Genomic DNA, 26412 nt, shown 5'->3' on the forward strand with positions numbered 1-26412 from the left:
GATGGGAAGCGAAGACCGGTTGACGAACGCCGAGCGGTACGAACGGGGTATGAAGACTTTGGTGGAGATGGTCGGAGAGGAAGGGGCGCAGACGATCGGGAATATCGGCGCTTTTTTTCCGGATATGGCGCATCAGATCGTATCCTTCGGATTCGGCGATTTGTATTCGCGCAAGACGCTTGATCTGAAGCAGCGGGAGATCATTACGATCACCTCGCTCATCACGCAAGGGGCGACGGAGCAGCTTCCGTTCCATGTACATGCGGCGCTGAACGTCGGCTTGACGCCGGAGGAAATTTTAGAGATCGTCCTGCACTGCGCAGGCTACGCCGGGTTCCCGAAAGCATGCGGGGCCTTGAATGTGGTCGGCGAAGTGTTCAAAGCACGGAACATTACGCCGGTTACGGCGTAGAAAACGTAGCGGCATCGGAAGGAAACGGTCGATAAGAAGTATTATCGAAATGATAATTTAGGAAACATGTTGAAACATTATATGTGGCGTATGCAGTGAATACGTGATAATATAGATATCAGTAATTCATGCTTACGAAATCAAATTAACTCGGTTGAAATTTGGAAATACTAAAGAGAGCCGCTAGTGCGCCAACACTAAACGGCTCTTTGGATAAACGAAGCTGTGGTTTACCCCACGGCGCGCATAGTTTTTCAATCTAAGCGAAAAAACCACCGATCAGGGCTGCAACCTTATTGACGGTGGTTTTTTCGCTTGTTTAGCTTCCGTTTGATCAATTTGAATAGCTTCCTACCGCTCAGCCATAAGCTAAGAATAGCTGCAATCCATTTGACTACATCCAGCAGCGCCACAAGGGTGACCAGGGCAATCACCTCCTTTGCAGAAGGGCTGCGCCGCGGTCACTCCACCGTTCTCCGTTATCCTTCTTTGCATTATAGCACATGTACATAAAAGCAATAAACATGATTTAATCCTAGCTATTCTTAATGCGACTAGCTCTCGTTAATCGCCGGCCACATGGATCGCTTGTACATGGCTTTGACTCAAGGCATCGATTAAACTATCCAACGCTGCATGATGCGCAGAATCCATGAACAGTCTGACTTGTTTCAAGTCTTCGACAAAATGGCGCAGATAGGGTTGGTGAAGCCGGATGTTCGTCTTGTAGTAATCCTTGATTTTTCTTAAATAGGAATAACTGCTCCAATGCGGCGTGCCCATGAATATAGCTTCATGTAAACTGCTCGGGATTTCAATGAATCCTGCCTTAGCGTCTTTGTCATCGTATAGGATGATATCCAGTCCCATGGTTTCCTCCGAATGTCTTGCATGTGATGATGGCGTGCAATAACCTTGCCGAACTGCAGGTTGCAAGCTGGTTTTATTTTAATGTGCGGTTTTCCCGGAATCAAGTTTAGTGATCAAGAAAAACCGGTTGACACAAAATTAGTTAGGTGCCATACTATATTTATGGCTAACGATAACAAAATTTGGAATCGGAATGAAGCGATCCCCTCGCTTATTCAATCGAAGCGTCAGATTGAGCGTTATGGGCTGGACGTTGACGAGCAAGCCATTCTCGTCGCCACCAGGCTATTGGCAGCGGGTACGAAGCTTGGGCATGCTTCGGAGGTCCATTTCGCGAGATTCGGTTTATCGACAGGGCGGTACCGTGTGCTGGTCGAACTGGAAGATAACGAGGGAGAAGCGTTACCGTCACAATTGGCGGAACATCTGGGGGTTACGCGCGCTACAATGACAGGGCTCATCGACACCCTGGAGCGGGACGGACTCGTATCCCGCCGTACCAGCGCCGAAGACGGCCGTCAGAGATCGGTTGTTCTGACGGAGGAAGGAGCGAAGAAGCTTCAAGCTATGGCTCCGGAGCACTTCGCGAGGTTGGAAGCGATGGTTGGCCTTCTCAGTATCGAGGAACGCGGCGTGTTTCTTGACCTGCTTGGGCGGGTAACGCAAGGCATCCCGGCACTTACGGACGAGACAATGGAACTGGGCAAACCGGCGGGCGAATCCAAAAGAAAGAAACACAGGAGCAAAGGGTAAAACGGGCTAGTCTAACTAGCCCATTTTCACCCGCATATAGTTAGGCTCCTAATCATATGCGGCATAGACAACTGCGGGAGAAAGGAGCAAGTGTATGAACAGGATAGAATCCGCGGACAAGCGGGAAGGCGCTTCTCACATCGCGTCTGCCGGTTCGGGTGCGAACGATTTTGTACTGTGGCGGGAGGTAGCCATGGCTTATGCTTCCCCTGCCGTTATGGCGGGAATTGGAGGCTTGGTTACCGCCGACAAGGGTCTTCAAATTGCGGCTCTGACCACAATTGGAGGAGCATCGGCCTTGGTGGCCTGGATGCTGGGCCTTTGGCTGCGGAGCCTGGGCGGCAAAAGTCGGTGGGTCGCCGGCGCGAATCGCGTGGTTGTCACAGGTGCTTTTGCCTTGGGTGGGGCTGCGTTTGGTTTATTCGCTGCGTGGGCGATACCTTATTTATTCGGAATCGTACGGCCGTTCGATCACGCGGCTTGGCTGGATCGGATATGGTTCGATTTCCCGTTGTCCGGAACGATTGCAAGCACGATCATTACATGGCGCTGGCGGCTTGCCGTCCGCAAAAATTTTTCATTCAAAGGAGAAGAGAGAAGATGATTGTTATTCTTGGAGCAACGGGTACGATTGGCAGTGCGCTTGTGAAACGTTTGGCTAACCTCGGTGTACCCGCGCGGGCGCTGAGCAGAGAGCCGGAGAAGCTGTGTCATCAGCTTGGGAATTGGGGAGGTTCGACGATTGAGGTTGCGACGGCTGACGCTTCCGATCCTGAGTCGATGCGGCGTGCTTTCACAGGGGCCAGCCAGCTTTTCCTCGCGATGTCCAACAGCCCGAGGCAGATTGAGCTGGAGACTTCGATCATTCATATGGCCGCCGAAGCTGGAATCGAGCATATTGTAAAAATATCCAGCCCGGCCTACGATCCGAGTGTCCCGGTAGCCGTCGCGGGATGGCATCAGAAAATCGAGATGGTTTTGTCCGAATCCGGGCTTACGCATACCGTGCTGCGTCCCTATGCGTTCATGCAAAACTTGCAGCGTCTTGCACCGAACGTCGTCAATCAAGAGGTGTTCTACGGTTGCATGGGCGATGCGGCATGCAATTTCATCGACTGCCGGGATATCGCGGATGTTGCCGTGGAGGCACTGACCAACCGCGAGGCCGCCGGTCATGTATACACGCTTACCGGGGCGGAGGTTTTCAGTTATCCGCAGATTGCGGACAAGCTGTCTACCTTGCTCGGCAAGCCGATCCGGTACATGAATATGGACCCCGAAGTGCTGCGCCGCGATCTGATGGAGTTCGGCCATATGCCTCCTTGGCTTGCGGCTCATGTGGTGGAAATTCAGGCCATGTCAGTGGCGCTGCCGGAAAAGCCTACGGATACCGTGAAGCGTCTGCTCGGTAGAGAGCCGCGCGCGCTGGATGCTTTTCTGCGCGAGCATATCGACATGTTTAGGCAAAGTAACGGGTCTTCGAGGATCGTGTTAAGTTAGTTGTAGACGCCCGTCGACAGCAAAAGGCTCGTCAGCGGATTCAGAAACGTCACGGTTCACGAACGATGGAACGTGAAGCGGGGGACAGTGATAATGTTCGTGATTTTCTTTTATATTGGACGAGGTTACAGGGTTAACGTATAATTTTTATGTAAAACACGAACAAAATTAAGATAATCTCTTGACAGCGATCTGAAATTTCGCTACCCTAAATACGTAAACCGAATAAGCTTCACAGATGAGACTGTTCGTATATCTTCGGCATAACGGGCCGGAGGTCTCTACAAGGAACCGACAATTCCTGGCTACGAGCGGCGGGTTTTCCATACCCGTTCGAGGCCGGGATTTCTTGCGTCTTTGGGCGGGTAGGCACGAGACTATTCGTTCTATGGAGGGAAAGCGAAGATGGGCAAGCGCTTTGATGTGATTATTGTAGGAGCCGGACCGGCGGGGATTTTTGCCGCTTATGAGCTGACGTTGAAAGCGCCTCACAAGCGCGTTTTGTTAATCGATAAAGGACACGATATCGCCAGCCGTCGGTGTCCAATTCTGGAGGAAAAAATCCGGCTCTGTCCTCCCCCGGCGGGGAAGAAGGAGTACGCGGGCTGTCTACCGGCCTGTTCGATCACGGGTGGGTTCGGCGGAGCGGGCGCTTACAGCGACGGGAAGTTCAACATTACGACGGAATTCGGCGGATGGCTGACCGATTATTTGCCGCCGGCGCAGGTGCTGGAGCTTATTGGTTACGTTGACGGTCTCAATCTGCAGCATGGCGCTCCTGATACGATCACCGACCCGATGACCGAGGTCGTGCGCTCCATCGAGCAGCGCGGCTATGCGGCCGGACTCAAGCTTCTGCGGGCGCAGGTCAGGCATCTGGGCACCGAGAAAAATTTGGAAATTTTGAAATCGATCAACGACTATCTGAAGCAGCATATCGAGATGCGATTCAAGACGGAAGTAGCCGACGTGCTGACGGTGAAAGAAGCGGAAGGTTACCGGGTACAAGGCGTCGTGCTGTCCAGCGGCGAGGAATTGGAGGCAGACGCTGTGATCGTCGTGCCGGGACGGGACGGTTCGGCGTGGCTTACGGAAATTCTCCGCAAGCGGCGCATCCCGATGTTCAATAACCAGGTGGACGTCGGCGTCCGGGTGGAGACGTCCGATGTCGTCATGCGCGAGATTAACGAGCACTTGTACGAGGGTAAATTTATTTTCAACACATCGGTCGGCACACGGGTGCGGACGTTCTGCAGCAATCCGTCGGGCCATGTCGTGGTTGAAAACCACAGCGGGGTTATGGCGGCCAACGGGCATGCTTTCAAGGACCCGGCGCTCGGCTCGCTCAATACGAACTTCGCGCTGCTCGTCTCCCACCGGTTTACCGAACCGTTCGACAAGCCGAACGAGTACGCGCGGGAAATCTGCAAGCGGGCGAACGATTTGTCGGGCGGCGGCGTGATCGTTCAGAAGTATGGCGACATCATTCGCGGCCGGCGCTCGACGGTAGGGCGCATTCAGGAAGGGTTTCTGGAGCCGACGCTGAAGGAGGCCGTGCCTGGGGATTTGGGCCTCGTGCTCCCGTACAATACGATGAAAAGTCTGATCGAAATGGTCGAGGCGCTCGACAAAGTGACGCCAGGCATCGCATCGGAGCATACGCTGTTCTACGGCGTGGAGGCGAAGTTCTATTCGGCCCGGCCGAAACTGAACGAGCAGCTTGAAACGGTGATCGGTGGCTTGTACTGTGGCGGTGACGGCGCGGGCGTGACCCGGGGGTTGGCCCAAGCGGGCGCAGCCGGAGTGTGGATTGCCCGGTCCATTGTGGAGCGGATGTAGCGGAGACGACAGGCGAAAGAAGAAGCCGGAGGGCTGCTTATGCGTTTGTTCGTGGAGGACCTGAGACGGGTGGTCGTAAGATCGGTTGAAACCAGCAAGGCGGCAGTCGTCACGGCCGGAGAAGGGGAGCTGACAGATCCAACATGCCCGTCTCAGCTTGAAGCGTAAGCTGCTTGTTATCCGACGGCCATGATAAGAACATGTCCGCCCCCGGCAGGCATGTTCTTCACAGGTGGGGGAAGGCTATCTATTGCCGCGAAAAGCCTTCTTCCGCTAAATACTCTTCGGCTTCCCCGTACGTCTCGAAGGCCGCTTCGAGACTCAAACCGGCATAGATGCACCACAGCTCGTTCTCATACAACAGCATCAAGGTCTGCTTATCCGGACCGATCCAGCGCTCTTCGATTTCCGCGTCGCCGGTGACGGCTTGTTCCTTTACCGTCTTGGGCGCAAGGGAGCGGATCGAGGCTTCGACAATCGAGCGGAGCGCATCTGCGGTGAAGTCCCGGATGTTCACCATCCCACGCTCATCGGTATCGTAACCGGACAGATGGCCGGCATAGACGAAGCCGTTGCCATTCGGATGCAAATGATAGACAACCGTCTTCTTGTCATAAGCGCTCTGCTCATAGTGATAGTTTACCCGGCCCAAGGACACGTTTTTTCTCTCCAACTCCGCAAACGATTCGATCACGGCAATCTTTTCCTCAAACGTCAGCATGATTTCCTCTTCCCGTCGTACAAATTTTGGGTATACGTCAGCTATATTATACATCATTATTAAAATAAAAATAACATATGATGAAAGGTTTATTAAGGTTTTCTGATAATTTTTCGAATATTGTCAAAAAAAACGGTTGAAAGTGAAAGTCGATCCCTATAAAATAAAGAACAACTCATTATTTCAGTATTACGTTAAAGCATAGAAGGAGATGGAGAGAATCGATGACTGTTACTACATTGACTGCAGAAAATCTAAACCCGTTTAAAATTGCTCAAAGGCAAATCGAGCATGCGGCTTCTCTGTTAAACTTGCCCAAAGAGGTCGTGGAAATTTTGAAGCACCCGAAACGGGTGCTGTCCGTCACGTTCCCCGTGAAGATGGACAACGGCCAAGTCCGTGTGTTTGAAGGCTACCGTTCTCAGCATAACGATGCGGTCGGTCCGACGAAGGGCGGCATCCGGTTCCATCCGGACGTGACGCTGGATGAGGTTAAGGCGCTGTCGATGTGGATGAGCTTCAAATGCGGCGTTGTCGGCCTCCCGTACGGCGGCGGCAAGGGCGGAGTCATCTGCGACCCGCGCGAAATGAGCAAGGGCGAGCTGGAGCGCGTCAGCCGGGGATTCATGGAAGCAATCGCCGATATCGTCGGACCGGAGAAAGACATTCCGGCGCCGGACGTGTACACGACCCCGCAAATTATGGGCTGGATGATGGATACGTTCAGCCGTTTGAAGGGCTTCAACAGCCCGGGCGTCATTACCGGCAAGCCGCTGATTATCGGGGGCTCCAAGGGAAGAAACGAAGCGACGGCCCGCGGCTGCGTCTTTGCGATTCAAGAGGCGATGAAGGATATGGGCAAGACGCCGGAAGGCGCGACGGTAGCCATTCAAGGCTTCGGCAACGCCGGCCGGATTTCGGCGAAGCTGCTGTCGGAGCTGGGCTGCCGCATTGTGGCCGTCAGCGACTCGCGTGGCGCGATTTACGACCCGCAGGGACTGGATTTGAACCGCGTGGAGCAACTGAAGGATCAGGGAGACCTGTCCGCATACGGCGCGTCGTTCGCTATTCAACCGGAGAAGCTGCTGGAACTGGATGTCGATATTTTGGTGCCGGCCGCGCTTGAGAATGTCATTACATCGGCAAATGCCGCTCAGATCAAGGCAAGTATCGTAGCGGAAGCGGCCAACGGACCGACGACGCCGGAAGCGGACGAAATTTTGTTCGGCAATGGCGTGAAGGTGATTCCGGATATTTTGGCGAATGCCGGCGGCGTGACGGTTTCCTACTTCGAATGGGTTCAGAACCTGATGAACTATTACTGGGGCGAAGAAGAGGTAAACCTCAAGCTCAAGACGGCGATGACGGAAGCTTATCGCGCGGTTCAAGATTTGGCAACCCAATACAAAACCGATCTGCGTACGGCCGCTTACATGATCTCGATGGAGCGGATTTCCAAAGCGATGGAAGCCCGCGGCTGGGTGTAAACGCATAGGCTGAATCGAATGTTCAATAAATCATCGCCGCCGGCGGCCGAGTACCTTGCCTTGGTACAGAAGCGCTGGCGGCGATTGGCGTTCATGGGGCAGCGCGGTTCCTTCTGTGAAAATAGGGAGTTGAACCTGTTCGTAGGTTCATTCGTCTACAATATAAGGGTCCTTCTGTCCAATGACATCTGGAGCCGCACTTAGGCACTGTATGCCGAAAACGGGTAGGAAGCTCGGCGCTACGATCATGGGTGAACCTAAATGATATTGGAGTTGAAGAGATGAAGTTTTTGAAAAACGTTATCCTCATCGTGCTCAGCTGCATCGTTAGCTACTGGCTCGTTGGCGGGGCGTTTGTCGAATTGTTTTTCCGTATGTAACAACAGGCTGGGTCAGAAAAAACCCTCCGCTTCAAGCGGAGGGTTTTTTCGTGCGTCGTTTTTGTCCGGATCGTCGGTTTATTGTACCGACTTACCGGCTTAAATACGCTTCGAGCTCCTGCCGGAGCTTTGCGCTGATGCCGGTCATCGGCAGGCGGAGAGCCTCCGAGGCGATAATGCCCTGATGAGCCAGAACCCACTTGACCGGCGCCGGACTAGATTCCCGGAAAAGAAGCCGGATGAGCGGAAGCAGTCCTTCGAACGTTTGTTTCGCTCCGTTCAAGTCTCCTTCGGCGAACTGCCGGTGCACTTCGACGAAAGCTTCCGGCGCCACGTTGGCGGCGGTGAGGATGCCGCCCTTGGCCCCGCAGCAAAGCATGGCGTAAGCGTAGGAGTCGTCGCCGCACAGCACCGGTTTGCTGTTCAAACAGGACAATTCCGTAAGCAGCTGAATGCCGCCGGAACTGTCCTTCAGACCGATCACCCCGTCCAGCTCCAGGATGGCTCCGGCCGTCAGCGCCGTCAGCCCCACCCCGGCACGCGACGGGTTGTCGTAGGCGATGACGGGAATGCCGACCTCCGCCGCTTTGCGGAAATGGGCGGCGATGCCTTCCTGCGACGGGCGGTTATAGTAAGGGACAACGACAAGCACGGCATCCGCGCCAAGCCACCCCGCAAGCTCCGTACGCTTCACGGTCGAAGCGGTATCGTTCGTTCCGGTGCCGACGATGACCGGAAGTTTCCCGCCGACTGCGTTCTTGGCGGTCTTCACCAAAGCTTCGACTTCTTCCCATGCTACCGTCGGCGATTCTCCTGTCGTCCCGTTGACGACCAGGCCATGGATGCCGCGGTCCGCAAGCCAGCGAACGTGACGCTCGAATGAAGCTAGATCTACGGCGCCGTTACTGTCGAACGGGGTGACGATCGGGACGTAAACACCAGTTAGCTGCTCTTGGGTTAGCATTTTTTACATTCCTCCATGGGTTTGAATAATTTGGTTTGGCTCTACTTTACCATGGTTTGAATCATCGGAGTTAGCTATAATAAGTGATAATCATCATCAATAATATTGATCATAGGAGCGAAGACCACATGGAGCTGACGTATCTCCAGACGTTTCGCGAGGTGGCTAAACGTCAGAGCTTTACCCGGGCGGCCGAGGAGCTCGGCTATGCGCAATCCAGCGTCACGATGCAAATTCAGAAGCTGGAGCGGGAATACGGCGTTTCCTTGTTCGAGCGTCACGGCCGGCAGCTTCGGCTTACGCCGCCCGGTGAAGTGCTGCTGAAGCTCGCCGGGCAGATGCTGGATTTGTACGCGCAATCCAAAGAAATCGTCGGGAATCAGGTTGGCGGGACATTGACGATCGGCGCAATCGATTCGCTGGCGGCCTACTACCTTCCTCCCTATTTGCATCATCTGAGGGAACGGTTTCCTGAATTGAACATCCATATCCAAGCGGAACGCGAATCGCTGATCGTCAGCAAAGTGAAGGAGGGGGAATTCGATATCGGGCTGCTGCTCGACGGCAAGCCGGCCGACCCGGCTCTTCGCTGCGAGACGATCCGGGAAGAGCCTCTGGTGCTGATCGCGCCGCCCGGCCATCCGCTTACGCAGTTATCCGGCGGTGTAGGCGTGGATGATCTGAATGGAGTCGAGCTGATCATGTCGGAGGAAAGCTGCAATTACCGGGGCATGTTCGAGAACGTATTAAGAGCGCACAACATCTCGTTTCTCATCCGTTTTGAGCTGGGCAACCCCGAGGCGATCAAGCAGTGCGTGATGAACGGGCTCGGCGTGGCCCTCCTTCCGCAGATCGTCGTTGAAGAGGAGGTACGGCGCGGGCGCCTCCAGGCGCTGCCCTTTGCCCACCCCGATATCCGGTTCGATCTGCAGATGTTTGTCCATCCTAAAAAATGGATGTCGCAGCCGTTGCTTGCGTTTATCCGTCTGCTGAAGCCATGAGCGAATCTATGTAGTTGAAGAAATGCCAAAAAGGGGAGTTCGCAATGAACCCCCTTCCCGGATGCCTGTGCATGTGCTTGAAGAAAAGAGCCCGGGCCTTGTGCCCCGGATTAGAACCAGAAAGTACAAGATACGATGACCAACAAAATAAACAATACGAGGATTACGCCCGTAGAAGTAAATCCGCCGAACCCTTTTACGCAGCTCATGTATACATCCCCCTTCCGTTTGACCTAGTATACCTTATGATGGTCATTTGCCCCTTGATTGGGTGGGCGGGAAAATGTGCATTAGCGGAGAAGCCAAAGGACAGGGACTCTTTTGATCGCTTAAGGAATTCATTGTTCTAGCTTCTTAAGACTCAGGCTGACTGCTTTCAATCGGGTGAAGCGCTCGGCGTAACGGCATTAGCCTCGTTAGATAAGCGGTTGCATGCCGCTCTCCAGCCAATCTTCCCGTGTCGGGCCGTAGATGTCCGGAACCCTGAGCCCGGCTTGGCGCATCAGGACGGCCATTTGGCCCCGGTGATGAATCTGATGCTGGATTAGAATCCGCAAGGTCAGGCCATTCGGCCATGTATTGCCGTACATTTCCGTCGTTTCTGCCAGCTTGGCGTCCGTCCACTGCGTTTGAACCGCATTCCCAGCTGCTTGCGAGGCGTTCCGGTAAGCTTCCGCGATCGCAGCCGCCGAGGCCGGTGCATGCTGGTCGTCTCCCGCCGATGCGAATTCCAAGCCGGTCCGCGACAGCATCTCGTGCACCGTCGTCGTCAAATGCCAGGCAAGCTGCCCAAGCGTCCGATGGTCCGGAGCGATCGCCTGATTCAGGGCTTCGTCGGTTAAGGTATCCATGACCCTCTGTGTAGCGGCAGCCTCTTGCTGCCATTCGGCGATAAAATCAGCTGTTTTGACAAACATTTCGAATTCCTCCCTGCGCTCGCAATTTAGCGTTACCACTTTACGATAACATGCATTCCCTGACAGCTGTATGTCAGGGTTGCTCGTAGAGCCGCGCGATGGCGAGCGCTTCCTCCCGCACCCGGCTGGCAACGGCTTCCGGCTCCAGCACCTTCACATCGGCGCCATAGGACAGCAGATGGGCGTACGTCCAGAGCGCGTCCGGATGGGAAGCTCGGACAATGAGTGTTCCGTCTAGGCCGTACTCAATCTGCTCGGGCTTGTAATAATCCTCCACAGGGACCCGTACCTTTGAGGTGAATTGCAGCACGAGATTCACGGAATGGGGAGAATCGCGCCGCATCCAGCGGCTATCCAACTCTTCCGTCGGCAGCTGGCGAGGTTCGAACGTCTCCGTTCCGGCTTGCAAGTTCCGCATCCGCGACAGCCGGAATATCCGAAAGTCTTCCCGCAGCCGGCAATAGCCGTACATATACCATACGTAGCCTTTAAGCACCACGCTCATCGGTTCGCACTGACGCTCGGCCTGCTCTCCTTTCCCGTTCGTATACGCAAAGGCGGTAAGCCGGTGATCGCGGATTGCTTGCCGCAGCGTCTCCAGCTTTTCTTTATTGGCGGTACCGCTCCTCCAGGGGTTCATATCGATAATGATCTGCTTGGATGCGTCTGTTACGCTTCCTTGCTCGGATTTCGCCAGAAGCGCGCCGACTTTGTCCAGCAAACTGCCGAAATGCCGGTCGTCCAAGGTGGTCTGCATGCCGCGTAACGCAACGATGAGCGACTGAAGCTCGTCGAAGGACAGGAGCTGACGATCCAGCCGGTAGCGGTCCGTAATCTCGTAGCCGCCGGTCGGACCGGCGTAAGAAACGATCGGAATCCCCGCTTGGTTGATTGCCTCGATGTCCCGGTACACCGTCCGCAGCGACACTTCGAAGCGCTCAGACAATTCTTTGGCGCTTACCCGTTTGCGGTTAAGCAGCAGCATGGTGATGGCCAACAGCCGGTCGAGTTTCATAAAATTGCAGCCGTCCTTTGTTCCCGACTTGATGTCGGTTGGTGATCATGCCTAATTCTCCGTACAGTCAGCCGAATCCTTTTCATAGAGGCGGCAAGTTGCTTTTTAACGAATGCCACCCTTCCAAGAGGGTGGTTGAAAAAGCGGGCTTCGAGCATCGGCGAAGGGTCACCTTGTTGGATCAATGCGAGTACGATTATTTCGTTTTAAGCAAAGCAAAAGAGCGCCGTTAAGCGCTCTTTCTTGGTCGATAGACGGGACTAACGGATCGTGATCGTCCCGGCTTCGGACTTCACGTCCGCTTTCAGGATATCCGAGAAAAAGGCCAGCGGCACGTACATTTTCCCTTCGCTGTTGATCGCCGGGGCGGTGCCCAGGGAGACCGGAGCCATTTTGTTCATGACGTACTCATCCTTGCCCATCCGCACGATCGACCACTGAGCCTCTTTCTGCAGCTCCACGGCTTGCTGCTCGGCGTTCCATTTCAGCTCGTAGCCGAGAGATTCGGCGACGCTGCGCAAAGGCACGGTCACGGTACCTTTAGCATCCGTGTAGACGGTTCCATCGATGATGGACAGCTTCTTGCCGTTCACAACGAGCGTATGCGGCTTGCTTCTCGCGTCGGCGCCCGGTGTCTGTGCTTGATTCGGCAGCGGGATGGCGAACTCCGGCATGCCTGTGGAGTACGGCGCGATCTCGTACGGCGCGAAGACGATGACGGCGCTGCCTTGATGAATATAGAACGACTGCGTATCGACGATGCCTTCGAAGCCGTCTTTGAAATAATCGTCAGGATGCTTGGCAATTTCGTCCTTGATGTGCTTGTCGATCGTCTGCTTGTAATCCGCGCCGAACAGGTCCTTCAGCTCGATCCGCTTCGCGGCGTCCTGATTCAGTACGTTGTATGTATCGGTTCGCGAAATACCGTGGGCTCCTCCCGTATACACGTAGGTTTCCACGGTGATGGAAAACATACCCCCATCGGTTGCGCCGCCTTCGGCTTTCACTTCGTATTTTACGATGACCTCGTACGGGTTGAATTCGTAGCCGTCTTTTTTGGCATCGGCCGCGTCATTTGCCGCTTGCTTCTTCATCAGCTCCAAGTCTTTCATCGCATGACGCTCCAGGATATCGTTCAACTGGTCTTGGTATTTTTTATCTTTGAGCCCTTCGATAACCGGGATGCTCAGGTCCGCGGAGTACTGGTCGGTCTTCTCTTGTACGGCCTTGGCCGATACTTTGACGGCGCCTTGCTGAACGGGCGCGGAGATCGGGACGGCTTGAACGGGCACGCTAGCAGAGGAAGGCTCGGCGCTTGCCCGGGAACCAGAGACGCCTGCGGTTAGCAGGCAAGCTCCTGCGATGCTTAGGGTCAGTAATTTGAACGGTGTTTTCATACAAAGTCCCTCCTGGGTTATAAATGACTTGATGCTTTGATTATAGGACGAATGGCTTGCAAGAAAGTTACAATCAGGTTACAAACTCCCGTGCGGTTATTTCGGTAAAGGTTGGTTAGAAGTCTTTTTTTACTTTGATGTGGTCGTTCCGGTTCGTTACACTAAATGATACAGCAGTTTTGTCGGCTTGAAGAATGGGAGGAAAACAATTGACCGTATGCCATCTGCATGATTGGGGCTGGAACGACCGGCGGGAGGAGGCGTTCGCCCCTTACCGTGAGGCCGGGCATGAGCCCGGGCGCATTATTTTGGAGCATAAGCACGTTTACCGCGCGGTGACGGCTGGCGGAGAGCTGCTGGCCGAAGTGTCGGGGCGTCTCCGGCATCAAGCGGCCGGCCGGGCCGATTATCCCGCCGTCGGCGATTGGGTGGCGCTGCAGGTGCGGGCGGAGGACGGACGCGCGATCGTTCACGCGGTGCTCCCGAGGGAGAGCAAGTTTTCGCGCAAAGCAGCCGGGACGGCCGTCGAGGAGCAGATCGTCGCGGCCAATATCGACACCGTGTTTTTGGTGCACGCGCTGAATGCGGATTTTAATGTGCGGCGGCTGGAACGCTACTTGACCTTATCCTACGAGAGCGGCGCAGCGCCCGTCGTGCTGCTCAGCAAGGCGGATCTATGCGAGGACGTACCGGGCAAAATAGCCGCTGTGGAGGCCGTGGCGCCGGGCGTGCCGGTGCATGCGATCAGCTCCGCGCGCGGCGAAGGCTTGGATGCGCTGGCCGCCTATCTGAAGCCGGGGCGGACGGTGGCGCTCCTCGGGTCCTCGGGAGCCGGGAAATCCACGCTGGCCAATCTGCTCTACGGCGAGGCCATCTTGGACACCGGAGAGATCCGTGAGGGAGACGGTCGTGGTCGGCATACGACGACCCACCGCGAGCTTGTGCTGCTGCCCGGAGGCTCGCTGCTGATCGATACGCCGGGGATGCGGGAATTGCAGCTGTGGGAGGCGGAATCCGGCTTGGACACCGCCTTCCGCGACGTGGACTTGCTTGCCGTGGGCTGCCGTTTCGGCAACTGTACGCATCAGGAGGAGCCCGGCTGCGCCGTCAAGGAAGCGCTGGAGAACGGCACGCTCGACCGGGGACGGTATTATAACTACGTGAAGCTGCAGAAGGAGCTGGCGTTCCAAGCCCGTAAGGAAGACAAGGGCTTGCAGCGGGCGGAGAAGGACCGGTGGAAAAAGCTCAACCAATCGATGAAAAAGCATCCGAAGCATTCGTTGGATTAAATATGCCGTACAAAGCCCATTCCCTTCCATAACCGGAGAGAATGGGCTTTGCGCTTGGTTTTGCCGGACAAGTCTTTCAATTTCGGCCGGTTCGGTATACAATCCAGAGACAGCTTCGAGATAGGGGAGAACGGTATATGTGGACGAACCGGAACGTATGGATTGTCCTGGCAGGGGAATTTATTGCCGGGCTTGGCTTGTGGATGTCGATTATTGCCAATTTGGAGTTTATGCAGCAGAAAGTGCCTTCGGACTTCATGAAGTCGCTTATTTTATTCGTCGGGCTGCTCGCCGGCGTGCTGTTCGGTCCGCTGGCCGGACGGGTCATCGACACGACCTCGAAGAAAAAGGTGCTGCTGCTCTCGGGCGCCGGACGCCTTGTCAGCGTCAGCTTTATGTTTGTCGCGCTGTATTTTGATTCCATCTGGTGGATGGTACTGTTCGCCGTGACACTGCAAATATCGGCCGCGTTTTATTTCCCGGCGCTGCAGTCCGTCATTCCGCTGATCGTGCAGGAGCGGGAGCTGCTCGCCTTAAACGGCGTCCATATGAACGCGGGTACGATCGCGCGTATTCTGGGGACGACCTTGGCCGGATTGATGCTGACAGTGATGAGCCTGCAAGGCTTGTATGTCGCCTCCTTCGTGGCTTATGCGGTGCTGCTTGCGTCTACCGCTTTCCTGAACGTGCCCGAGCCCGGCTTGCGGCGGGCGAAAGAGGCTAACGAAGGGGCGGCGGCTGTACCGGGCGGGGAGCCGGAGCAGGCCGAAAGCGGCCGGCGCGGCAGCGATCCGGCAGGGCAGGCGCCGCCGGCGGAGCAAAGCGGCTTCAAGGCGCTTCTGCCGCTGCTGCGTTCGGAGCCGACCGTGCTGACGGTGCTCTGGCTGACGCTGGTGCCGACGCTGTTCATCGGCGGCTTCAACCTGATGGTCATCAACATCAGCGAGCTGCAGCACGATGCGCAGGTGAAAGGGCTGCTCTATGCCGTGGAAGGGGTCAGCTTCATTCTGGCCGGCTTTCTGGTCAAATGGATGGCCGATCGCGGCGGCTTGATGAACCGCCTGTTCCTGTTTGCGGCGATCGTGGCGGCGGCGCAGTGCCTGCTGTTTTTTGCCGATTCGAAGCTGTTCGCTTTGCTTTCGTTCGGGCTGTTCGGCTTGGCGGCGGGCGGATTTTTCCCGGCGTCGTCGACCTTGTTCCAGAAGCAAATTCCGAAAGCGTACCATGGCCGATTCTTTTCGTTCCGCAGCATGCTTGACCGCGTCATGTTCCAGGTCGTTCTGCTGAGTACGGGGCTGCTGCTGGATTCGATCGGGCTGCAGCTCATGGTGCTGCTGTACGGGGTGCTATCGTTTGTGCTCGTCGCCGTCTTTGCCGTTCGCGAAGCCAGATCGGCGAAGAAAGAACGTGCGGAAGCTTCATTGTGATTCGAAACGAACGGAAAAGCCGGCCCTTGCGATTAGGCATGTGCCGGCTTCTTTGCTTTAATTTTTTGCGCAGACTGCGCTCCTCGGTATCCAATCCCGGTCCCGATAGGCGGTCCAATAAATGTACGGCGTCTGCATCTAACATGAGCGTCCCTCATTCTGTTCTCTTCTTCGACGGATAGGTGCCCGGGGCTTCCTGCGCCTGCCGGTAGGCGGTCGGCGAGAGCCCGGTTCGTTTATGAAAAACGGTCGAGAAATAAGCGGCGTTCGGAAAGCCCGTGCGAAGCGCCACTTCGGTCACCGTCTCTCCTTCAGCCGCCGCTTGGCTGCCTCCACGCGGGTAGCCGCGATATATTCCGCAGGCGTGACCCCGGTCAGCCGCTTGAACGTGCGGTGCAGATGGTAAGGGCTGGCATGCTGCGCTTCCGCCAGCACGGCGAGGGTTAGCGGCTCCGCATAGTGCGCCTCGATCCATTTGGCGGTGTGCCGAATCCATTCTTCGTCCGGCATCCCCTTGCCATCGGGACGGCATCGCTTGCAGGGGCGGAAGCCTTGAGCGGCGGCGTCGGCCGCGCCGCGGAATATCCGCACGTGTTCCCTTTTCGGCGGCTTCGATTTGCAGGAGGGCCGGCAAAAGATCCCCGTTGTCTTCACGGCGTAAATCAATCGGCCATCAAGCGCGGCATCGTTGGCGATAATGGCGTTCCAGATATCGTCGGTTAACGCCGGCTCCGCCCGTTCGCGGTCTGCCGGCCGTTCATGCAGGTCAGTCATAGCGATCACCTCACGAGCTCAGTATACCCCGGCAGTTCCTGCGATGTAAGGGGGGACGAGTGAGAGCGCAAGATTTCAAAAGCGCACAAGACCGGAGTATGATAAAAAGGGATCATGAAGAAAAATAGCGCACGTTGGTTGGACAAAGGAGAGAATGGATGATGAACGAAGCACAGCATGGGGCCGAGCTTGCATTTCAAGAAGGATGGAAGGACGGCGGATACGAAGAGGAGCTTGTTCCGCGGGGGCCTTTCCGGTTTTCCGCGGCTCTCGACTATATGGCGAGATCAGAGAACGAATGCCTGTTTTACGTCAACCAAAACCGCGTATACAAATGGATCGAAGCTGAAAATGAGCGGGTGCTCGTCGAAATCTCCGGCGGTCCGGAGGATCGTACCGTGCGTCTGCGGTTTCTTGACGAAGCGGCGCAGGAGAAGCCGCAGGCTCGTCTGGCGGCGGCCCGTTATGTGTGGGAATGGTTCGACCTGGGGACGGATCTCGACGTGTTCTACCGGCTGGCCGAGAGCGACCTGCTGCTAGGGCCGTTAACGGACCGGTTTTACGGGCTCCGATGTATCGGCATTCCGGATTTGTTCGAGGCGCTCTGCTGGGCCATTCTCGGGCAGCAGATCAATCTGGCGTTCGCCTACACGCTCAAGCGGCGGTTCGTCGAGTCGTACGGCGCTTCCATGGCTTGGGACGGCCGGACGTACTGGACGTTTCCGACGCCTGAAACGATTGCCGGACTGTCGGTGACCGACCTCACGCCGCTGCAGCTCACGTCCAAAAAGGCCGAGTATGTGCTCGAAACGGCGGCGCGCATGGCGGACGGCCGACTGACCAAGGAGCGGCTGCTGCGCCTGGGTGATGCACAAGCGGTCGAACGCGAGCTGACCGCCATACGCGGTATCGGGCCATGGACGGCCCATTACGTCATGATGCGCTGTCTCCGGCTGCCGTCGGCTTTTCCCGCCGGAGATGTCGGGCTGCAGAACGCGGTCAAGCATCTGTTAGGCATGGACAGCAAGCCGAAGCCGGCCGAGCTGCATCGGCTTGCGGCCGGGTGGAGCGGCTTTGAAGCGTATGCGACCTTTTATTTGTGGAGGGTGCTGTATTGAGTTAGGCTTCCGCAGCGTCCTTGTCCCTGTGCCGGATCGAGGCCAGAAACTTTTCCATCTCGCTGGCGGGTAAAGGCTGGCTGAACAAATAGCCCTGCACAGCATCGCAGCCGATCTGCTTCAACCGCTCCAGCTCCGCCTCCGTCTCCACGCCTTCGGCGACCGTCTTGAGTCCGAGCGCATGGGCCATGCCGACGATCGCTTGGACCAGAGCGCGGTTGACCGGATCATGGTCCAGCCCACGGATGAACGTCTTGTCGATTTTGAGCACGCTGAAATCGAATTTTTTCAGGTAAGCGAGCGCGGAATGACCGGTACCGAAATCGTCGATGGCCGTCCCGATGCCAATCCGGCGCAGCTCCTTCAGCAGCCGGATCGTCGCCTCGGCCTTCGTCAGACCGGCGCTTTCCGTTATTTCGATCTCCAATTGGGAAGGATCGACCTTGTGCCGCTGCAGGAGCTGCCGGATGCGTTCGGGCAAATGAGGCCGGTGCAGCTGCCGCGCCGATAAATTGACGGCCACCTTGACCGGATAGCCCAATACCTCCTCCCACCGGACGTGCTGCCGGCATACGTTCTCCAGCACCCATTCGTCCATATCCGCAATTATGCCGATTTCTTCGGCCATCGGGATAAACTCCTGCGGGCTAATCAGGCCCAGCACCGGATGGTTCCAGCGCGTCAACGCCTCCAGCCCGACGAGGCGGCCCGAGCGGCAGTCCATCTGCGGCTGGTAGAACACCTCCAGCTCTCCGTCCAGCGCTGTGGCGCGCAGTCCGTTCTCCAGCACCAGCTGGCGGGGCAGCGTCTCGGTCCAATGGGGAGCGAACAAGCGGTAGCTGTTGCGCTGTTCCTTGGCCGCGTACATGGCGGAGTCGGCATGCTTCGCAAGCGTTTCCAAGTCGCTTCCGTCTTTTGGATACAAGCTGATGCCGACGCTGCCGGTGATGTACAATTCGTGTGGGTCCACATGGAACTTCCGCGCCAGCTCCTTCAGCACGGTATCCGCGACGTCGGTCGCCTCCTTCGGGTCCAGCAGCCCGGGCAAAATCACCGTGAATTCGTCGCCTCCGAGCCGAGATACGAACTGAGGCTCTTGGAAGCAGCGGCGCAGCCGGTTTCCCGCTTGCACAAGCAGCCGGTCTCCGAATTCATGGCCGAGCGAATCGTTAATGATTTTGAACCGGTCGAGGTCGATGAAGAGCAGTCCGACCATCGTGCCGCTTTGCTTCGCATCCAGCAGCGCCGCGTTCAGCTTGTTCTGGAAATGACGGCGGTTCGGCAGCCCTGTCAGCATGTCGTAGTGGGCTAAATAACGGAGGCTCTCTTCCGCCTGAAAACGTTCCGTAATGTCCGAAAAAATGCCGACATAGGTGCGGATGTTCCCCTTGTCGTCTTTGACCGCTTTGATTGTCAGCCATTCCGGGTAAACTTCGCCCGTTTTGCGCTTGTTCCAGATTTCGCCTTGCCACCTGCCAGTCTCCCGGATGGAGGCCCACATCCTCAAGTAAAACGCCCGATCCTGACGCCCCGATTGCAGCATGCTAGGCTTGTTGCCGATCGCATTCTTGGCGGTGTAGCCGGTCACCGCAGTGAATGCGGGATTGACCGCCAAGATCGTGCCTTCCATATTGGCAATCATAATCCCTTCGTGGGACGATTCGAACACGCTGGCATGCATGCGCAGCGTTTGCTCGGCTTTTTTGCGCTCGGATATATCCGAGAAAATGCCTACATAGTTGGCTATCCTGCCCGTCTCGTCCTTGACGGCATTAATGATGAGCCATTCGGGGAACACGCTGCCGTCTTTCCGCCGGTTCCAAATTTCGCCTTGCCAGCTTCCTTGTTGACGGATCGAGGCCCACATGTCGTCGTAGAATGCTTTGTCCTGCTTGTCCGATTGGAGGATGCGCGGCGTTGCTTCGATGATCTTGCCAGCTTCGTACCCGGTCATGCGGGTGAAGGCCTGATTCACATCCATGATCCGTTTCTGGGCATCCGTGATCATAATGCCCTCCTGTGCCGCTTGGAACACCCGCGCATACAGTCGCAGATGCTTCTCCGAGCGTCTTCGCCAGTTCGCCTCCAGCAGCAGCCGGGCGTTGTAGCGGAGGAGAATGAAGTAGAACACGACCGAATTCAGAAGAAACAGCCCCCACCTCAGCAGCAGCGGCACGTCCGGCATTCCGTAGCCCAAAGCGTCGAGAAAGTCTGACACCTTGTCGACGATCAGATCGGTCAAAAAAATGAGAATGAAATTCGATAGGATAAAAAACATCGTCAAGGAGTCCAAAACGGGCAGCTTGCCCCGGTTGGCGGATTTCATAGCATCTGCCACCTTTGTCATAATTTCGGTCTGCAACTGGGGTGATGCGGCCCCATTGTACCAAGGGTAAACCAGCAGCGCCCGGCCGCCTATGATTTAGATCACACCATAGCGCTGCGATATGGTGTCCGTATCGCACTCTTTCCAATTTATACGGGATAACTCCAAGTGGATTGACTTGACGGTACGAATAAAATGGACTGAGAAAAGCACACATTTTGCCGCATAGTCCAAACGTGAGGAAGGGCAGGACCATACGATGTAACATGTAAACGAAAGGAGGGACCGAACAATGGGTTTTGGTGGCTTTGGAGGTTGCGGCGGCGGAGTTGGTGGTTTTGGCGGGGGGTTTACTAGCATAGGAGTCATTCTCGTTCTCTTCATTCTGCTTGTGATCGTTTCCCGTTCCTTGTTCTTCTAATTGCGAGCAGTTCCCTGAAGATCCCGTTGACGGGATCTTTTTTTTATGTTTGGCATTGGGGAATCGGTATACATAGAGGGGATGCGGCAGTTAGAATGGAAAAAGAACAAGTATCGGAGAAAGAGCGGGGAAAGGAAGGCTGTCATGGTGCAGGCCGTCATCTTATTTATTCTCGCGGGGCTGGCTGAGATCGGCGGAGGCTACCTTGTCTGGTTATGGCTCCGGGAAGGAAGGGCGATCGGCTACGGCATCGTCGGCGCGCTTATTCTTGTCGTGTACGGGGTTATCCCAACATTGCAAAGCTTTCCGAGCTTCGGGCGGGTGTATGCGGCTTACGGCGGCGTCTTCGTCGTCTTGTCGGTTCTATGGGGCTGGGGCATCGACAAGAAAACCCCCGATATCTACGACTGGCTCGGGATGAGCCTGTGTCTGGCCGGCGTCGCCGTCATGCTGTACGCTCCGCGGTCTTAGCGCAGAGCCTTGGGAGGAAAGCAAAAAAAGAAGCCTTTCGCAGTGGATTAACCGTCCGGCGATAAGGCTTCTTTGAGCTTGCAGTTATTTTTTCGGGTCGAACGAGCTCTTCAGCGACACGATCCGGTTAAACACCGGGCGGCCCTCCGCCCAGTGCTTCGAATCGACGTTGAAGTAGCCGTGGCGGAAAAACTGGAACTTGTCCTGAGGCTTCGCGCCCCGCATATTGTTTTCGACGAAGCCTTGTACCGTTTCGAGCGACTTCGGATTAATATTGTCGAGGAACGAATCGCCTTCTTCCGCTTGCTCGTCGAGGATGAGCGGCTCGTACAGGCGGAATTCCGCCGGGACGGCTTGCGTCGCTTCTACCCAATGAATCGTCCCCTTCACCTTGCGGCCGGTAAATCCGCTGCCGCTCTTCGTTTCGGGATCGTACGTGCAGTGCAGCTCCGTGATGTTGCCGTCCGCGTCCTTGATCACGTTCTCGCATTTGATAAAGTAGGCGTGTTTCAGACGCACTTCATTGCCGGGGAACAGGCGGAAGTAGCCTTTGACCGGCTCCTCCATAAAGTCGTCCCGCTCGATATAAATTTCCCGCGAGAACGGAATTTGACGATGGCCCATCGCTTCGTTCTCGGGGTTGTTCTCCGCGTCCAGCATCTCCACTTGCCCTTCTGGGTAATTCGTGATGACCACCTTCAGCGGCTGCAGCACGGCCATCGTGCGCGGCACCTTCAATTTGAGATCCTCGCGGATAAAATGCTCCAGCATCTTCTCGTCGACGACGCTGTTGTTCGTCTTCACCACGCCGACTTCGCGGCAGAACGTGCGAATCGCTTCCGGGGTATATCCCTTGCGGCGCAGACCGGAGATCGTGGGCATCCGCGGATCGTCCCAGCCGTCAACGACTTTCTCATCCACGAGCAGCTTCAGCTTCCGCTTGCTCATCACCGTATTGGTCAGGCTGAGCCGGTTGAATTCATACTGCCGCGGCACGTTCTCCATCTCGCACTCCTGCACAACCCAATCGTACAGCGGACGGTGGTCGGCGAACTCCAACGTACAGACGGAATGCGTGACGCCTTCGATCGCGTCTTCCAGCGGATGCGCATAATCGTACATCGGGTAAATGCACCACTTGTCGCCGGTATTATGGTGATGCGCATGGGCGATCCGGTACAGCACCGGGTCCCGCAGGTTAATGTTCGGGGAGGCCATGTCGATCTTGGCGCGCAGCACCTTCTCGCCGTTGGCATACTCGCCTTTGTGCATCCGCTCGAACAAGTCGAGATTTTCCTCTACGCTGCGGTTGCGGTAAGGACTTTCTTGGCCGGGCTGGGTCAAGGTGCCCCGCGTTTCGCGGATTTGTTCCGCCGTCAAATCGCATACGTAAGCTTTGCCCTTGCGGATTAAGCGTAAGGCGCGCTCGTACATTTCATCGAAAAAGTCCGAAGCAAAATACAGCTGCTCCCACTCGAAGCCAAGCCACTTGACGTCTTCCTGGATCGAGCGTACGAATTCTTCGTCTTCCTTCACCGGGTTCGTATCGTCAAACCGCAGATGCGTACGTCCGCCGAATTCGTCGGCAAGCTCGAAGTTCAGACAGATCGATTTCGCGTGCCCGATATGCAGGTAGCCGTTCGGCTCCGGCGGAAAGCGGGTGACGATGGTGTTCACTTTACCCGTGTTCAAATCTTCGATCATGATGTTTTTGATGTAATTGGAGGATGATGCAGAAGCCGGTTTCGTCGTGTCCAATGGGATCAACCTTTCTCACAAGTTAGCTGTCAAAATCTATTACTCTCTATAATACACAAAATGGAGGGCAATTATAAATGGTTTTCCGTACGATTCTTTGAAGAAAGCCCTTACTTGAGCGGACTTTTACACCATTTCCGTCAAAAACTTGGGCGGTATCTATGAAAATGGAAAGCTCTTCTTTCTTTTGAAAAGAGACATCCCAAAATCCGCACCTTACGACCGAGCGAACATAAGGTGAAAAGTAGGGGGAATTTTAGAAAGGAGAGTCTTTGTGAAAACGAACCGTGTAAAAGAAACGAATCGTCTCGTAACGGTGCCGGTGCTGCGGAAGACACTGGCCGCCATGCTTCCGTTTTACCGGCGGATTGCTTCGGACCCCGCTTATGCCGCAGCGTGGGCCCGGGGCGTGCGCCGCGCGGATCTGGATACGCTGATTCGGCTGCTTCGGCAAGTCGGGTTAAGCGAGCGAAGGTATGCGTCCTTGTCCACGAACGGCATCGGCTACTTCGTCGATTTCAACGCGCCGAAGCCGATCGTGCTGTATTCGAACGCCACCACGATTCGTCCGGGAACGACGCAATTTTATTTCAACTCCAAGGTTCACCGCGCCATCGCCAAGGCGATTCTACCGTTCTATCAAGAAATCGTCGCCAACCGGCCGTTCGCCTGCATCGTCGTCCGGGCGATCCGCAGCGGCAACCGCGCGCTGCTTGACCGGCTGGTCCGCAGTATGGTCAAGACCCCGCATCTGCGTTCCGTCTCCATCGAAAGCTCAGGCTTCCGGCTCAGCTTCAAATACGCGGCCAGCCCGTTCCGCTTCGACAACCTGACCTTTGGCGGCGAGCCCTGATGACGGCAAAAGGTCCGCATGACGGAAAATCCCCTGCGTCCGGGCGCGAGGCCGCCGGTCGCAGGGGATTGCTGGCGAGGATATCAGATTAGAGCAGAGCCGAAGCTTCCGGCTGCTTCTCCTCATACTGCAGCAGCAGCGCTTCGGCTTTGTGTAAATCCTTGGCGTGCACATCGAGCTTCAAGCGTTCAGGGTGATGGAGATCGACGGCTTCGGCCGCCGTCTGAATCGCGCTCAACGCTGCATCGGTATCGGATTTCACCCGGCATTTGACCTGCTTCGACCTTAAGAAGGCGTGCCTCGCTTGAAGGTCGGGTCATGATGCACAATAAAACCTTCGATCAGCTCCGGCGTGTATGACGACCCACCGCCGATCACGACGACTTTCTTTCAGTCCTTTGGTTTCAGCCACCTGCAAGCACTCCCTTCAAATCGGATATGCGTCGGACTTGCTCCTGTACCGGCTCGGAGACGGCCCGGCCGTCTTTCTCCATGGCCAGTAAGATCGCACCGACCACCGGCTCCACGCCCAGTACCTGAAGCCGGCAGCCCGGAGCCTCCGGCTGCACCAGTTCTACGATATACGGATGAATGAATTGCCCGTCTCCTCGTGTCAGCACACTGCCCGCAAGCACTAGATCGAATGTCTCGCTCTGCATCCCCAGACGCCGGATCACCGCCCGGGCCGCCAGCCCGAGCTCCGTTCCCTGCACGCGGAGGATGCGGGCCGCCACGCGGTCTCTCTGGGCGGTGGCTTCGAACAGCAGCGGCGTCAGTCCAAGCGGGGCAGGCAGCGCATGATCCAGAAAATGGTTGAACATATATTCGACCGAAGGGTAAGCGAGCTCCTTCGTGACCAACGCGGTCAGCAGCGTTTCTTCCTCACGGCCTTCCCATGCCCGGATGACTGCCCGGAACGCTTCCGTCGTCAAGTCCCCGCCGCCGCCGAAATCGCCGTATGAATAACCGAAGCCGCCGCATTGGTACGTCTCGCCCGAAGGGGAAACGCCGCCGCCGTTTTGCTGCCTCCGGCATCCATCCCCAAGTAGTATCTCAATGTACTCCACTCCCGTCCTTGGAGCCAGCTACGGTGCGGGGGAATAGGGCGACGTGGATTCTCTCACGATCAATTCCGGCTTCAAGCAGACCGACATATTCCGTTTCAAGGAGCCGTCGATCAGCCTGAGCAGCAGGCGGACGGCCTGCTGTCCCATCTGCTCCATCGGCTGTCTGACGGTCGTCAGACGCGGATGAATATCGGCGGCGAACACTTGGTCGTCATACCCGACGATGGAAATGTCGCGCGGGATGCGGTACCCTTCGTCCCGGAACGCATCCATGACGCCGAGCGCAAGGCCGTCTTCTCCGGCGAAGACGGCCGTCGGCACGGTCCCGCTGCGAAGCCATGCCTTGGCGACGTCGAAGCCGCTGCGGATGTTGAATTCGGCTCCGGCCACGGCCAGCGGCGTCAGTCCCGCTTCGGCCATGGCCGCTTCAAATCCGCGTCGACGCTCTCGGACGCTGAGAAACAGCTCCGGTCCGCTCACGTGCGCGATGCGCGTATGTCCCAGGCCGATCAAATGCTTGGTCGCCTCGTAGCCGCCCGTGTAATTGTCCACATTCACCGTAGTGGCATTTGTTTTTTCAATAAAGTATAAGCGTTTATATTTTTTGTCGAAGTAAGGCGAGCCCCCTACCGGCCGATGTGAAGCTGTGCGTCCAGTTCCGCGCAACAAATAATTGATTTTTATCAATATGGATCAGAAGAAGTTTTGCCTGTTAAACTCGGATGTTGTTGAAACGAGGGGGAATTGCGGGTGGCATCGAAGCTTTAAAATTATAATCGTTTATAGTTTTACACGCCTATAGTAAACGTTTTCAATAATGGCGTCAACCCTAATTTTCCATTATTTCCTTCGGCGACCTGCGGGCAGGCGTCCGAAGCCGGAGAGGGCCGGTTCGTACGCGAATTGACACGCTGTCGGCGCGTAAGCTACCATGAGAAAAATACGCGCTTATCGCCGCAAAAGGGGGAAACCGCGCATGAAGACCCGTTCATCCATCTTTTCGCCAATGTTTAATCATAAACCAGTGTTACTTGACTTGAAATTAATAAATCTTGGATTTCTCGTAATTTTTCTCTCTCGGATTCTTTTATTTTATCCCGATGCATTAGCTCGTTAAAATTTCCATTACAAAGGTGAAGAACAAATGGCGACCTTGCTCCAAAACCTCCACAAAAGCAGTCATCAAGACTGTCCAAAGAAAAACCATAATAACCACCTGGCCCATTCATTGCTTCTCCCAAGGCACAATAAAAGGATACTGAATCTCTTACATGCGTCATATCCAAGAAATAGTTATTATTAGTAGGAATATTACAGTAGGTGGCATGATGTTGCATACGAACAACTTCCAACCAACCTAATCTTCGTCTCTGTGATAGGCTTGACCATGTATTTTTTATTGTTGGTTTCGAGACCATCCATTTTTTCCAAATTTCCATCGCTTCATAAGAGGGTTCTGTCAAGAATCCACCGGATAATTCCAGATTAAACATCCCCTGTGTAATTGGATTCTTATGAAAATAGTACGGTTTATCTAGAACAAAGAAAAATGAGCCTATTACCTTCCCATCTTGACTCAACATATTAATATAAATTCTTGCCATTCTATATAAGTTGAACTAATGAATTCATTAGAATTAGAACCTAACACA

General features: G+C 55.6%; 27 protein-coding genes, 1 pseudogene and 1 riboswitch. Of the genes and pseudogenes, 14 read left to right on the forward strand and 14 right to left on the reverse strand.

Annotated elements, in window-relative coordinates:
* The first annotated feature begins 1 nt into the window (after nt 1).
* On the forward strand, nt 2-412 hold the full coding sequence (locus BLO51_RS17550; RefSeq protein ID WP_090673954.1) for a carboxymuconolactone decarboxylase family protein: 411 nt from the start codon (nt 2-4) through the stop codon (nt 410-412).
* A 564-nt stretch (nt 413-976) separates the two neighbouring features.
* Here BLO51_RS17550 and BLO51_RS17555 read toward each other — a convergent pair.
* A complete protein-coding gene (locus tag BLO51_RS17555; RefSeq protein WP_090673956.1) occupies nt 977-1282 on the reverse strand; it encodes a hypothetical protein in 306 nt (101 codons plus the stop codon).
* A gap of 162 nt (nt 1283-1444) precedes the next feature.
* Between BLO51_RS17555 and BLO51_RS17560 the strand changes: the two genes are divergently transcribed.
* From BLO51_RS17560 to BLO51_RS30860, 5 genes are all read left to right on the forward strand, one after another.
* Complete coding sequence (locus BLO51_RS17560; protein ID WP_090673958.1) at nt 1445-2035, forward strand: MarR family winged helix-turn-helix transcriptional regulator; 591 nt, start codon at nt 1445-1447, stop codon at nt 2033-2035.
* Nucleotides 2036-2129: 94 nt separating this feature from the next.
* Complete coding sequence (locus BLO51_RS17565; RefSeq protein ID WP_090673960.1) at nt 2130-2639, forward strand: hypothetical protein; 510 nt, start codon at nt 2130-2132, stop codon at nt 2637-2639.
* On the forward strand, nt 2636-3535 hold the full coding sequence (locus BLO51_RS17570) for an SDR family oxidoreductase (RefSeq protein ID WP_090673962.1): 900 nt from the start codon (nt 2636-2638) through the stop codon (nt 3533-3535). The genes BLO51_RS17565 and BLO51_RS17570 overlap by 4 nt, the downstream gene beginning before the upstream one ends.
* Nucleotides 3536-3763: 228 nt before the next feature.
* Nucleotides 3764-3863, forward strand: a riboswitch (purine riboswitch).
* Between the two features lie 77 nt (nt 3864-3940).
* Complete coding sequence (locus BLO51_RS17575) at nt 3941-5374, forward strand: NAD(P)/FAD-dependent oxidoreductase (RefSeq protein ID WP_090673964.1); 1434 nt, start codon at nt 3941-3943, stop codon at nt 5372-5374.
* Nucleotides 5375-5413: 39 nt separating this feature from the next.
* A complete protein-coding gene (locus tag BLO51_RS30860) occupies nt 5414-5542 on the forward strand; it encodes a hypothetical protein (RefSeq protein WP_281180380.1) in 129 nt (42 codons plus the stop codon).
* A 79-nt stretch (nt 5543-5621) separates the two neighbouring features.
* Here BLO51_RS30860 and BLO51_RS17580 read toward each other — a convergent pair whose 3' ends face one another.
* Nucleotides 5622-6095, reverse strand: coding sequence for a hypothetical protein (locus BLO51_RS17580; RefSeq protein WP_090673966.1), 474 nt, complete (start codon nt 6093-6095; stop codon nt 5622-5624).
* Nucleotides 6096-6319: 224 nt separating this feature from the next.
* Here BLO51_RS17580 and BLO51_RS17585 point away from each other — a divergent pair, with 224 nt between their 5' ends.
* The gene (locus BLO51_RS17585; protein ID WP_090673967.1) at nt 6320-7582 is read left to right on the forward strand and encodes a Glu/Leu/Phe/Val family dehydrogenase; all 1263 of its coding nucleotides are present in this window, start codon (nt 6320-6322) and stop codon (nt 7580-7582) included.
* Nucleotides 7583-8053: 471 nt separating this feature from the next.
* Here BLO51_RS17585 and dapA read toward each other — a convergent pair whose 3' ends face one another.
* The gene (gene dapA, locus BLO51_RS17590; protein ID WP_090673969.1) at nt 8054-8926 is read right to left on the reverse strand and encodes a 4-hydroxy-tetrahydrodipicolinate synthase; all 873 of its coding nucleotides are present in this window, start codon (nt 8924-8926) and stop codon (nt 8054-8056) included.
* A 128-nt stretch (nt 8927-9054) separates the two neighbouring features.
* Here dapA and BLO51_RS17595 point away from each other — a divergent pair, with 128 nt between their 5' ends.
* Nucleotides 9055-9927, forward strand: a complete 873-nt coding sequence (locus tag BLO51_RS17595) for a LysR family transcriptional regulator (RefSeq protein WP_090673970.1) — start codon at nt 9055-9057, stop codon at nt 9925-9927.
* Nucleotides 9928-10037: 110 nt separating this feature from the next.
* On the opposite strand, the gene BLO51_RS17600 is transcribed toward BLO51_RS17595, so the two are convergent.
* The 4 genes from BLO51_RS17600 to BLO51_RS17615 form a co-directional block, all read right to left on the reverse strand.
* Nucleotides 10038-10136, reverse strand: coding sequence for a dihydroorotate dehydrogenase (locus BLO51_RS17600; RefSeq protein WP_090673972.1), 99 nt, complete (start codon nt 10134-10136; stop codon nt 10038-10040).
* A gap of 207 nt (nt 10137-10343) precedes the next feature.
* Nucleotides 10344-10844, reverse strand: a complete 501-nt coding sequence (locus BLO51_RS17605) for a DinB family protein (RefSeq protein WP_090673974.1) — start codon at nt 10842-10844, stop codon at nt 10344-10346.
* Nucleotides 10845-10917: 73 nt separating this feature from the next.
* A complete protein-coding gene (locus BLO51_RS17610) occupies nt 10918-11859 on the reverse strand; it encodes a helix-turn-helix transcriptional regulator (protein WP_090673976.1) in 942 nt (313 codons plus the stop codon).
* 260 nt (nt 11860-12119) lie between these two features.
* Nucleotides 12120-13256 (reverse strand): PdaC/SigV domain-containing protein, encoded by a 1137-nt coding sequence (locus BLO51_RS17615; protein WP_090673978.1) that lies wholly within the window; start codon nt 13254-13256, stop codon nt 12120-12122.
* Between the two features lie 194 nt (nt 13257-13450).
* On the opposite strand from BLO51_RS17615, the gene rsgA reads away from it, so the two are divergent.
* Both rsgA and BLO51_RS17625 read left to right on the forward strand, forming a co-directional pair.
* Nucleotides 13451-14545, forward strand: coding sequence for a ribosome small subunit-dependent GTPase A (gene rsgA, locus BLO51_RS17620; RefSeq protein WP_425415816.1), 1095 nt, complete (start codon nt 13451-13453; stop codon nt 14543-14545).
* Nucleotides 14546-14682: 137 nt separating this feature from the next.
* Nucleotides 14683-15972 (forward strand): MFS transporter, encoded by a 1290-nt coding sequence (locus tag BLO51_RS17625; protein WP_090673982.1) that lies wholly within the window; start codon nt 14683-14685, stop codon nt 15970-15972.
* 154 nt (nt 15973-16126) lie between these two features.
* Here BLO51_RS17625 and BLO51_RS31230 read toward each other — a convergent pair.
* Nucleotides 16127-16746 (reverse strand): annotated as a pseudogene (locus BLO51_RS31230) (bifunctional transcriptional activator/DNA repair enzyme AdaA).
* A gap of 158 nt (nt 16747-16904) precedes the next feature.
* Between BLO51_RS31230 and BLO51_RS17635 the strand changes: the two are divergent.
* A complete protein-coding gene (locus BLO51_RS17635) occupies nt 16905-17864 on the forward strand; it encodes a DNA-3-methyladenine glycosylase family protein (protein WP_090673984.1) in 960 nt (319 codons plus the stop codon).
* 1 nt (nt 17865) lies between these two features.
* Here BLO51_RS17635 and BLO51_RS17640 read toward each other — a convergent pair whose 3' ends face one another.
* Complete coding sequence (locus BLO51_RS17640; protein WP_167670246.1) at nt 17866-20190, reverse strand: putative bifunctional diguanylate cyclase/phosphodiesterase; 2325 nt, start codon at nt 20188-20190, stop codon at nt 17866-17868.
* A gap of 292 nt (nt 20191-20482) precedes the next feature.
* Between BLO51_RS17640 and BLO51_RS30425 the strand changes: the two genes are divergently transcribed.
* Both BLO51_RS30425 and BLO51_RS17645 read left to right on the forward strand, forming a co-directional pair.
* A complete protein-coding gene (locus BLO51_RS30425; RefSeq protein ID WP_245719717.1) occupies nt 20483-20611 on the forward strand; it encodes a YjcZ family sporulation protein in 129 nt (42 codons plus the stop codon).
* Nucleotides 20612-20755: 144 nt separating this feature from the next.
* The gene (locus BLO51_RS17645) at nt 20756-21082 is read left to right on the forward strand and encodes a YnfA family protein (protein ID WP_090673987.1); all 327 of its coding nucleotides are present in this window, start codon (nt 20756-20758) and stop codon (nt 21080-21082) included.
* 84 nt (nt 21083-21166) lie between these two features.
* Here the strand turns inward: BLO51_RS17645 and BLO51_RS17650 are convergent, their stop codons facing one another.
* On the reverse strand, nt 21167-22840 hold the full coding sequence (locus BLO51_RS17650; RefSeq protein WP_090673988.1) for a glutamine--tRNA ligase/YqeY domain fusion protein: 1674 nt from the start codon (nt 22838-22840) through the stop codon (nt 21167-21169).
* Between the two features lie 274 nt (nt 22841-23114).
* Between BLO51_RS17650 and BLO51_RS17655 the strand changes: the two genes are divergently transcribed.
* Nucleotides 23115-23693 carry a hypothetical protein gene (locus tag BLO51_RS17655; RefSeq protein ID WP_090673990.1) on the forward strand — a complete coding sequence of 193 codons (579 nt, stop codon included), beginning with the start codon at nt 23115-23117 and terminating at the stop codon, nt 23691-23693.
* An 88-nt stretch (nt 23694-23781) separates the two neighbouring features.
* Here the strand turns inward: BLO51_RS17655 and BLO51_RS17660 are convergent, their stop codons facing one another.
* The 4 genes from BLO51_RS17660 to BLO51_RS17675 form a co-directional block, all read right to left on the reverse strand.
* Complete coding sequence (locus BLO51_RS17660; protein WP_174551265.1) at nt 23782-23955, reverse strand: hypothetical protein; 174 nt, start codon at nt 23953-23955, stop codon at nt 23782-23784.
* Nucleotides 23956-24097: 142 nt separating this feature from the next.
* Complete coding sequence (locus BLO51_RS17665; RefSeq protein ID WP_174551266.1) at nt 24098-24760, reverse strand: hypothetical protein; 663 nt, start codon at nt 24758-24760, stop codon at nt 24098-24100.
* Between the two features lie 18 nt (nt 24761-24778).
* On the reverse strand, nt 24779-25318 hold the full coding sequence (locus tag BLO51_RS17670) for a LacI family DNA-binding transcriptional regulator (RefSeq protein ID WP_425415817.1): 540 nt from the start codon (nt 25316-25318) through the stop codon (nt 24779-24781).
* A gap of 452 nt (nt 25319-25770) precedes the next feature.
* Entirely contained in the window at nt 25771-26253 is a 483-nt protein-coding gene (locus BLO51_RS17675; RefSeq protein WP_245719719.1) for a barstar family protein, read from the reverse strand.
* Nucleotides 26254-26412: the final 159 nt, after the last annotated feature.

Source organism: Paenibacillus tianmuensis (genome assembly GCF_900100345.1).
Lineage (GTDB): Bacteria > Bacillota > Bacilli > Paenibacillales > NBRC-103111 > Paenibacillus_G > Paenibacillus_G tianmuensis.

Excerpts from the sequence above, each read along its gene's own strand:
- BLO51_RS17605 (WP_090673974.1), bottom strand. The coding sequence starts at position 10,844 with ATGTTTGTCAAAACAGCTGATTTTATCGCCGAATGGCAGCAAGAGGCT.
- BLO51_RS17595 (WP_090673970.1), top strand. The coding sequence starts at position 9,055 with ATGGAGCTGACGTATCTCCAGACGTTTCGCGAGGTGGCTAAACGTCAG.
- BLO51_RS17600 (WP_090673972.1), bottom strand. The coding sequence starts at position 10,136 with ATGAGCTGCGTAAAAGGGTTCGGCGGATTTACTTCTACGGGCGTAATC.
- BLO51_RS17565 (WP_090673960.1), top strand. The coding sequence starts at position 2,130 with ATGAACAGGATAGAATCCGCGGACAAGCGGGAAGGCGCTTCTCACATC.
- BLO51_RS17550 (WP_090673954.1), top strand. The coding sequence starts at position 2 with ATGGGAAGCGAAGACCGGTTGACGAACGCCGAGCGGTACGAACGGGGT.
- BLO51_RS30860 (WP_281180380.1), top strand. The coding sequence starts at position 5,414 with ATGCGTTTGTTCGTGGAGGACCTGAGACGGGTGGTCGTAAGATCGGTT.
- BLO51_RS17610 (WP_090673976.1), bottom strand. The coding sequence starts at position 11,859 with ATGAAACTCGACCGGCTGTTGGCCATCACCATGCTGCTGCTTAACCGC.
- BLO51_RS17635 (WP_090673984.1), top strand. The coding sequence starts at position 16,905 with ATGATGAACGAAGCACAGCATGGGGCCGAGCTTGCATTTCAAGAAGGA.
- BLO51_RS17645 (WP_090673987.1), top strand. The coding sequence starts at position 20,756 with ATGGTGCAGGCCGTCATCTTATTTATTCTCGCGGGGCTGGCTGAGATC.
- BLO51_RS17580 (WP_090673966.1), bottom strand. The coding sequence starts at position 6,095 with ATGCTGACGTTTGAGGAAAAGATTGCCGTGATCGAATCGTTTGCGGAG.
- BLO51_RS17625 (WP_090673982.1), top strand. The coding sequence starts at position 14,683 with ATGTGGACGAACCGGAACGTATGGATTGTCCTGGCAGGGGAATTTATT.
- BLO51_RS17570 (WP_090673962.1), top strand. The coding sequence starts at position 2,636 with ATGATTGTTATTCTTGGAGCAACGGGTACGATTGGCAGTGCGCTTGTG.
- BLO51_RS17560 (WP_090673958.1), top strand. The coding sequence starts at position 1,445 with ATGGCTAACGATAACAAAATTTGGAATCGGAATGAAGCGATCCCCTCG.
- BLO51_RS17675 (WP_245719719.1), bottom strand. The coding sequence starts at position 26,253 with ATGTTTAATCTGGAATTATCCGGTGGATTCTTGACAGAACCCTCTTAT.
- BLO51_RS17615 (WP_090673978.1), bottom strand. The coding sequence starts at position 13,256 with ATGAAAACACCGTTCAAATTACTGACCCTAAGCATCGCAGGAGCTTGC.
- rsgA (WP_425415816.1), top strand. The coding sequence starts at position 13,451 with ATGGGAGGAAAACAATTGACCGTATGCCATCTGCATGATTGGGGCTGG.
- BLO51_RS17575 (WP_090673964.1), top strand. The coding sequence starts at position 3,941 with ATGGGCAAGCGCTTTGATGTGATTATTGTAGGAGCCGGACCGGCGGGG.
- BLO51_RS17640 (WP_167670246.1), bottom strand. The coding sequence starts at position 20,190 with ATGAAATCCGCCAACCGGGGCAAGCTGCCCGTTTTGGACTCCTTGACG.
- BLO51_RS30425 (WP_245719717.1), top strand. The coding sequence starts at position 20,483 with ATGGGTTTTGGTGGCTTTGGAGGTTGCGGCGGCGGAGTTGGTGGTTTT.
- BLO51_RS17585 (WP_090673967.1), top strand. The coding sequence starts at position 6,320 with ATGACTGTTACTACATTGACTGCAGAAAATCTAAACCCGTTTAAAATT.
- dapA (WP_090673969.1), bottom strand. The coding sequence starts at position 8,926 with ATGCTAACCCAAGAGCAGCTAACTGGTGTTTACGTCCCGATCGTCACC.
- BLO51_RS17555 (WP_090673956.1), bottom strand. The coding sequence starts at position 1,282 with ATGGGACTGGATATCATCCTATACGATGACAAAGACGCTAAGGCAGGA.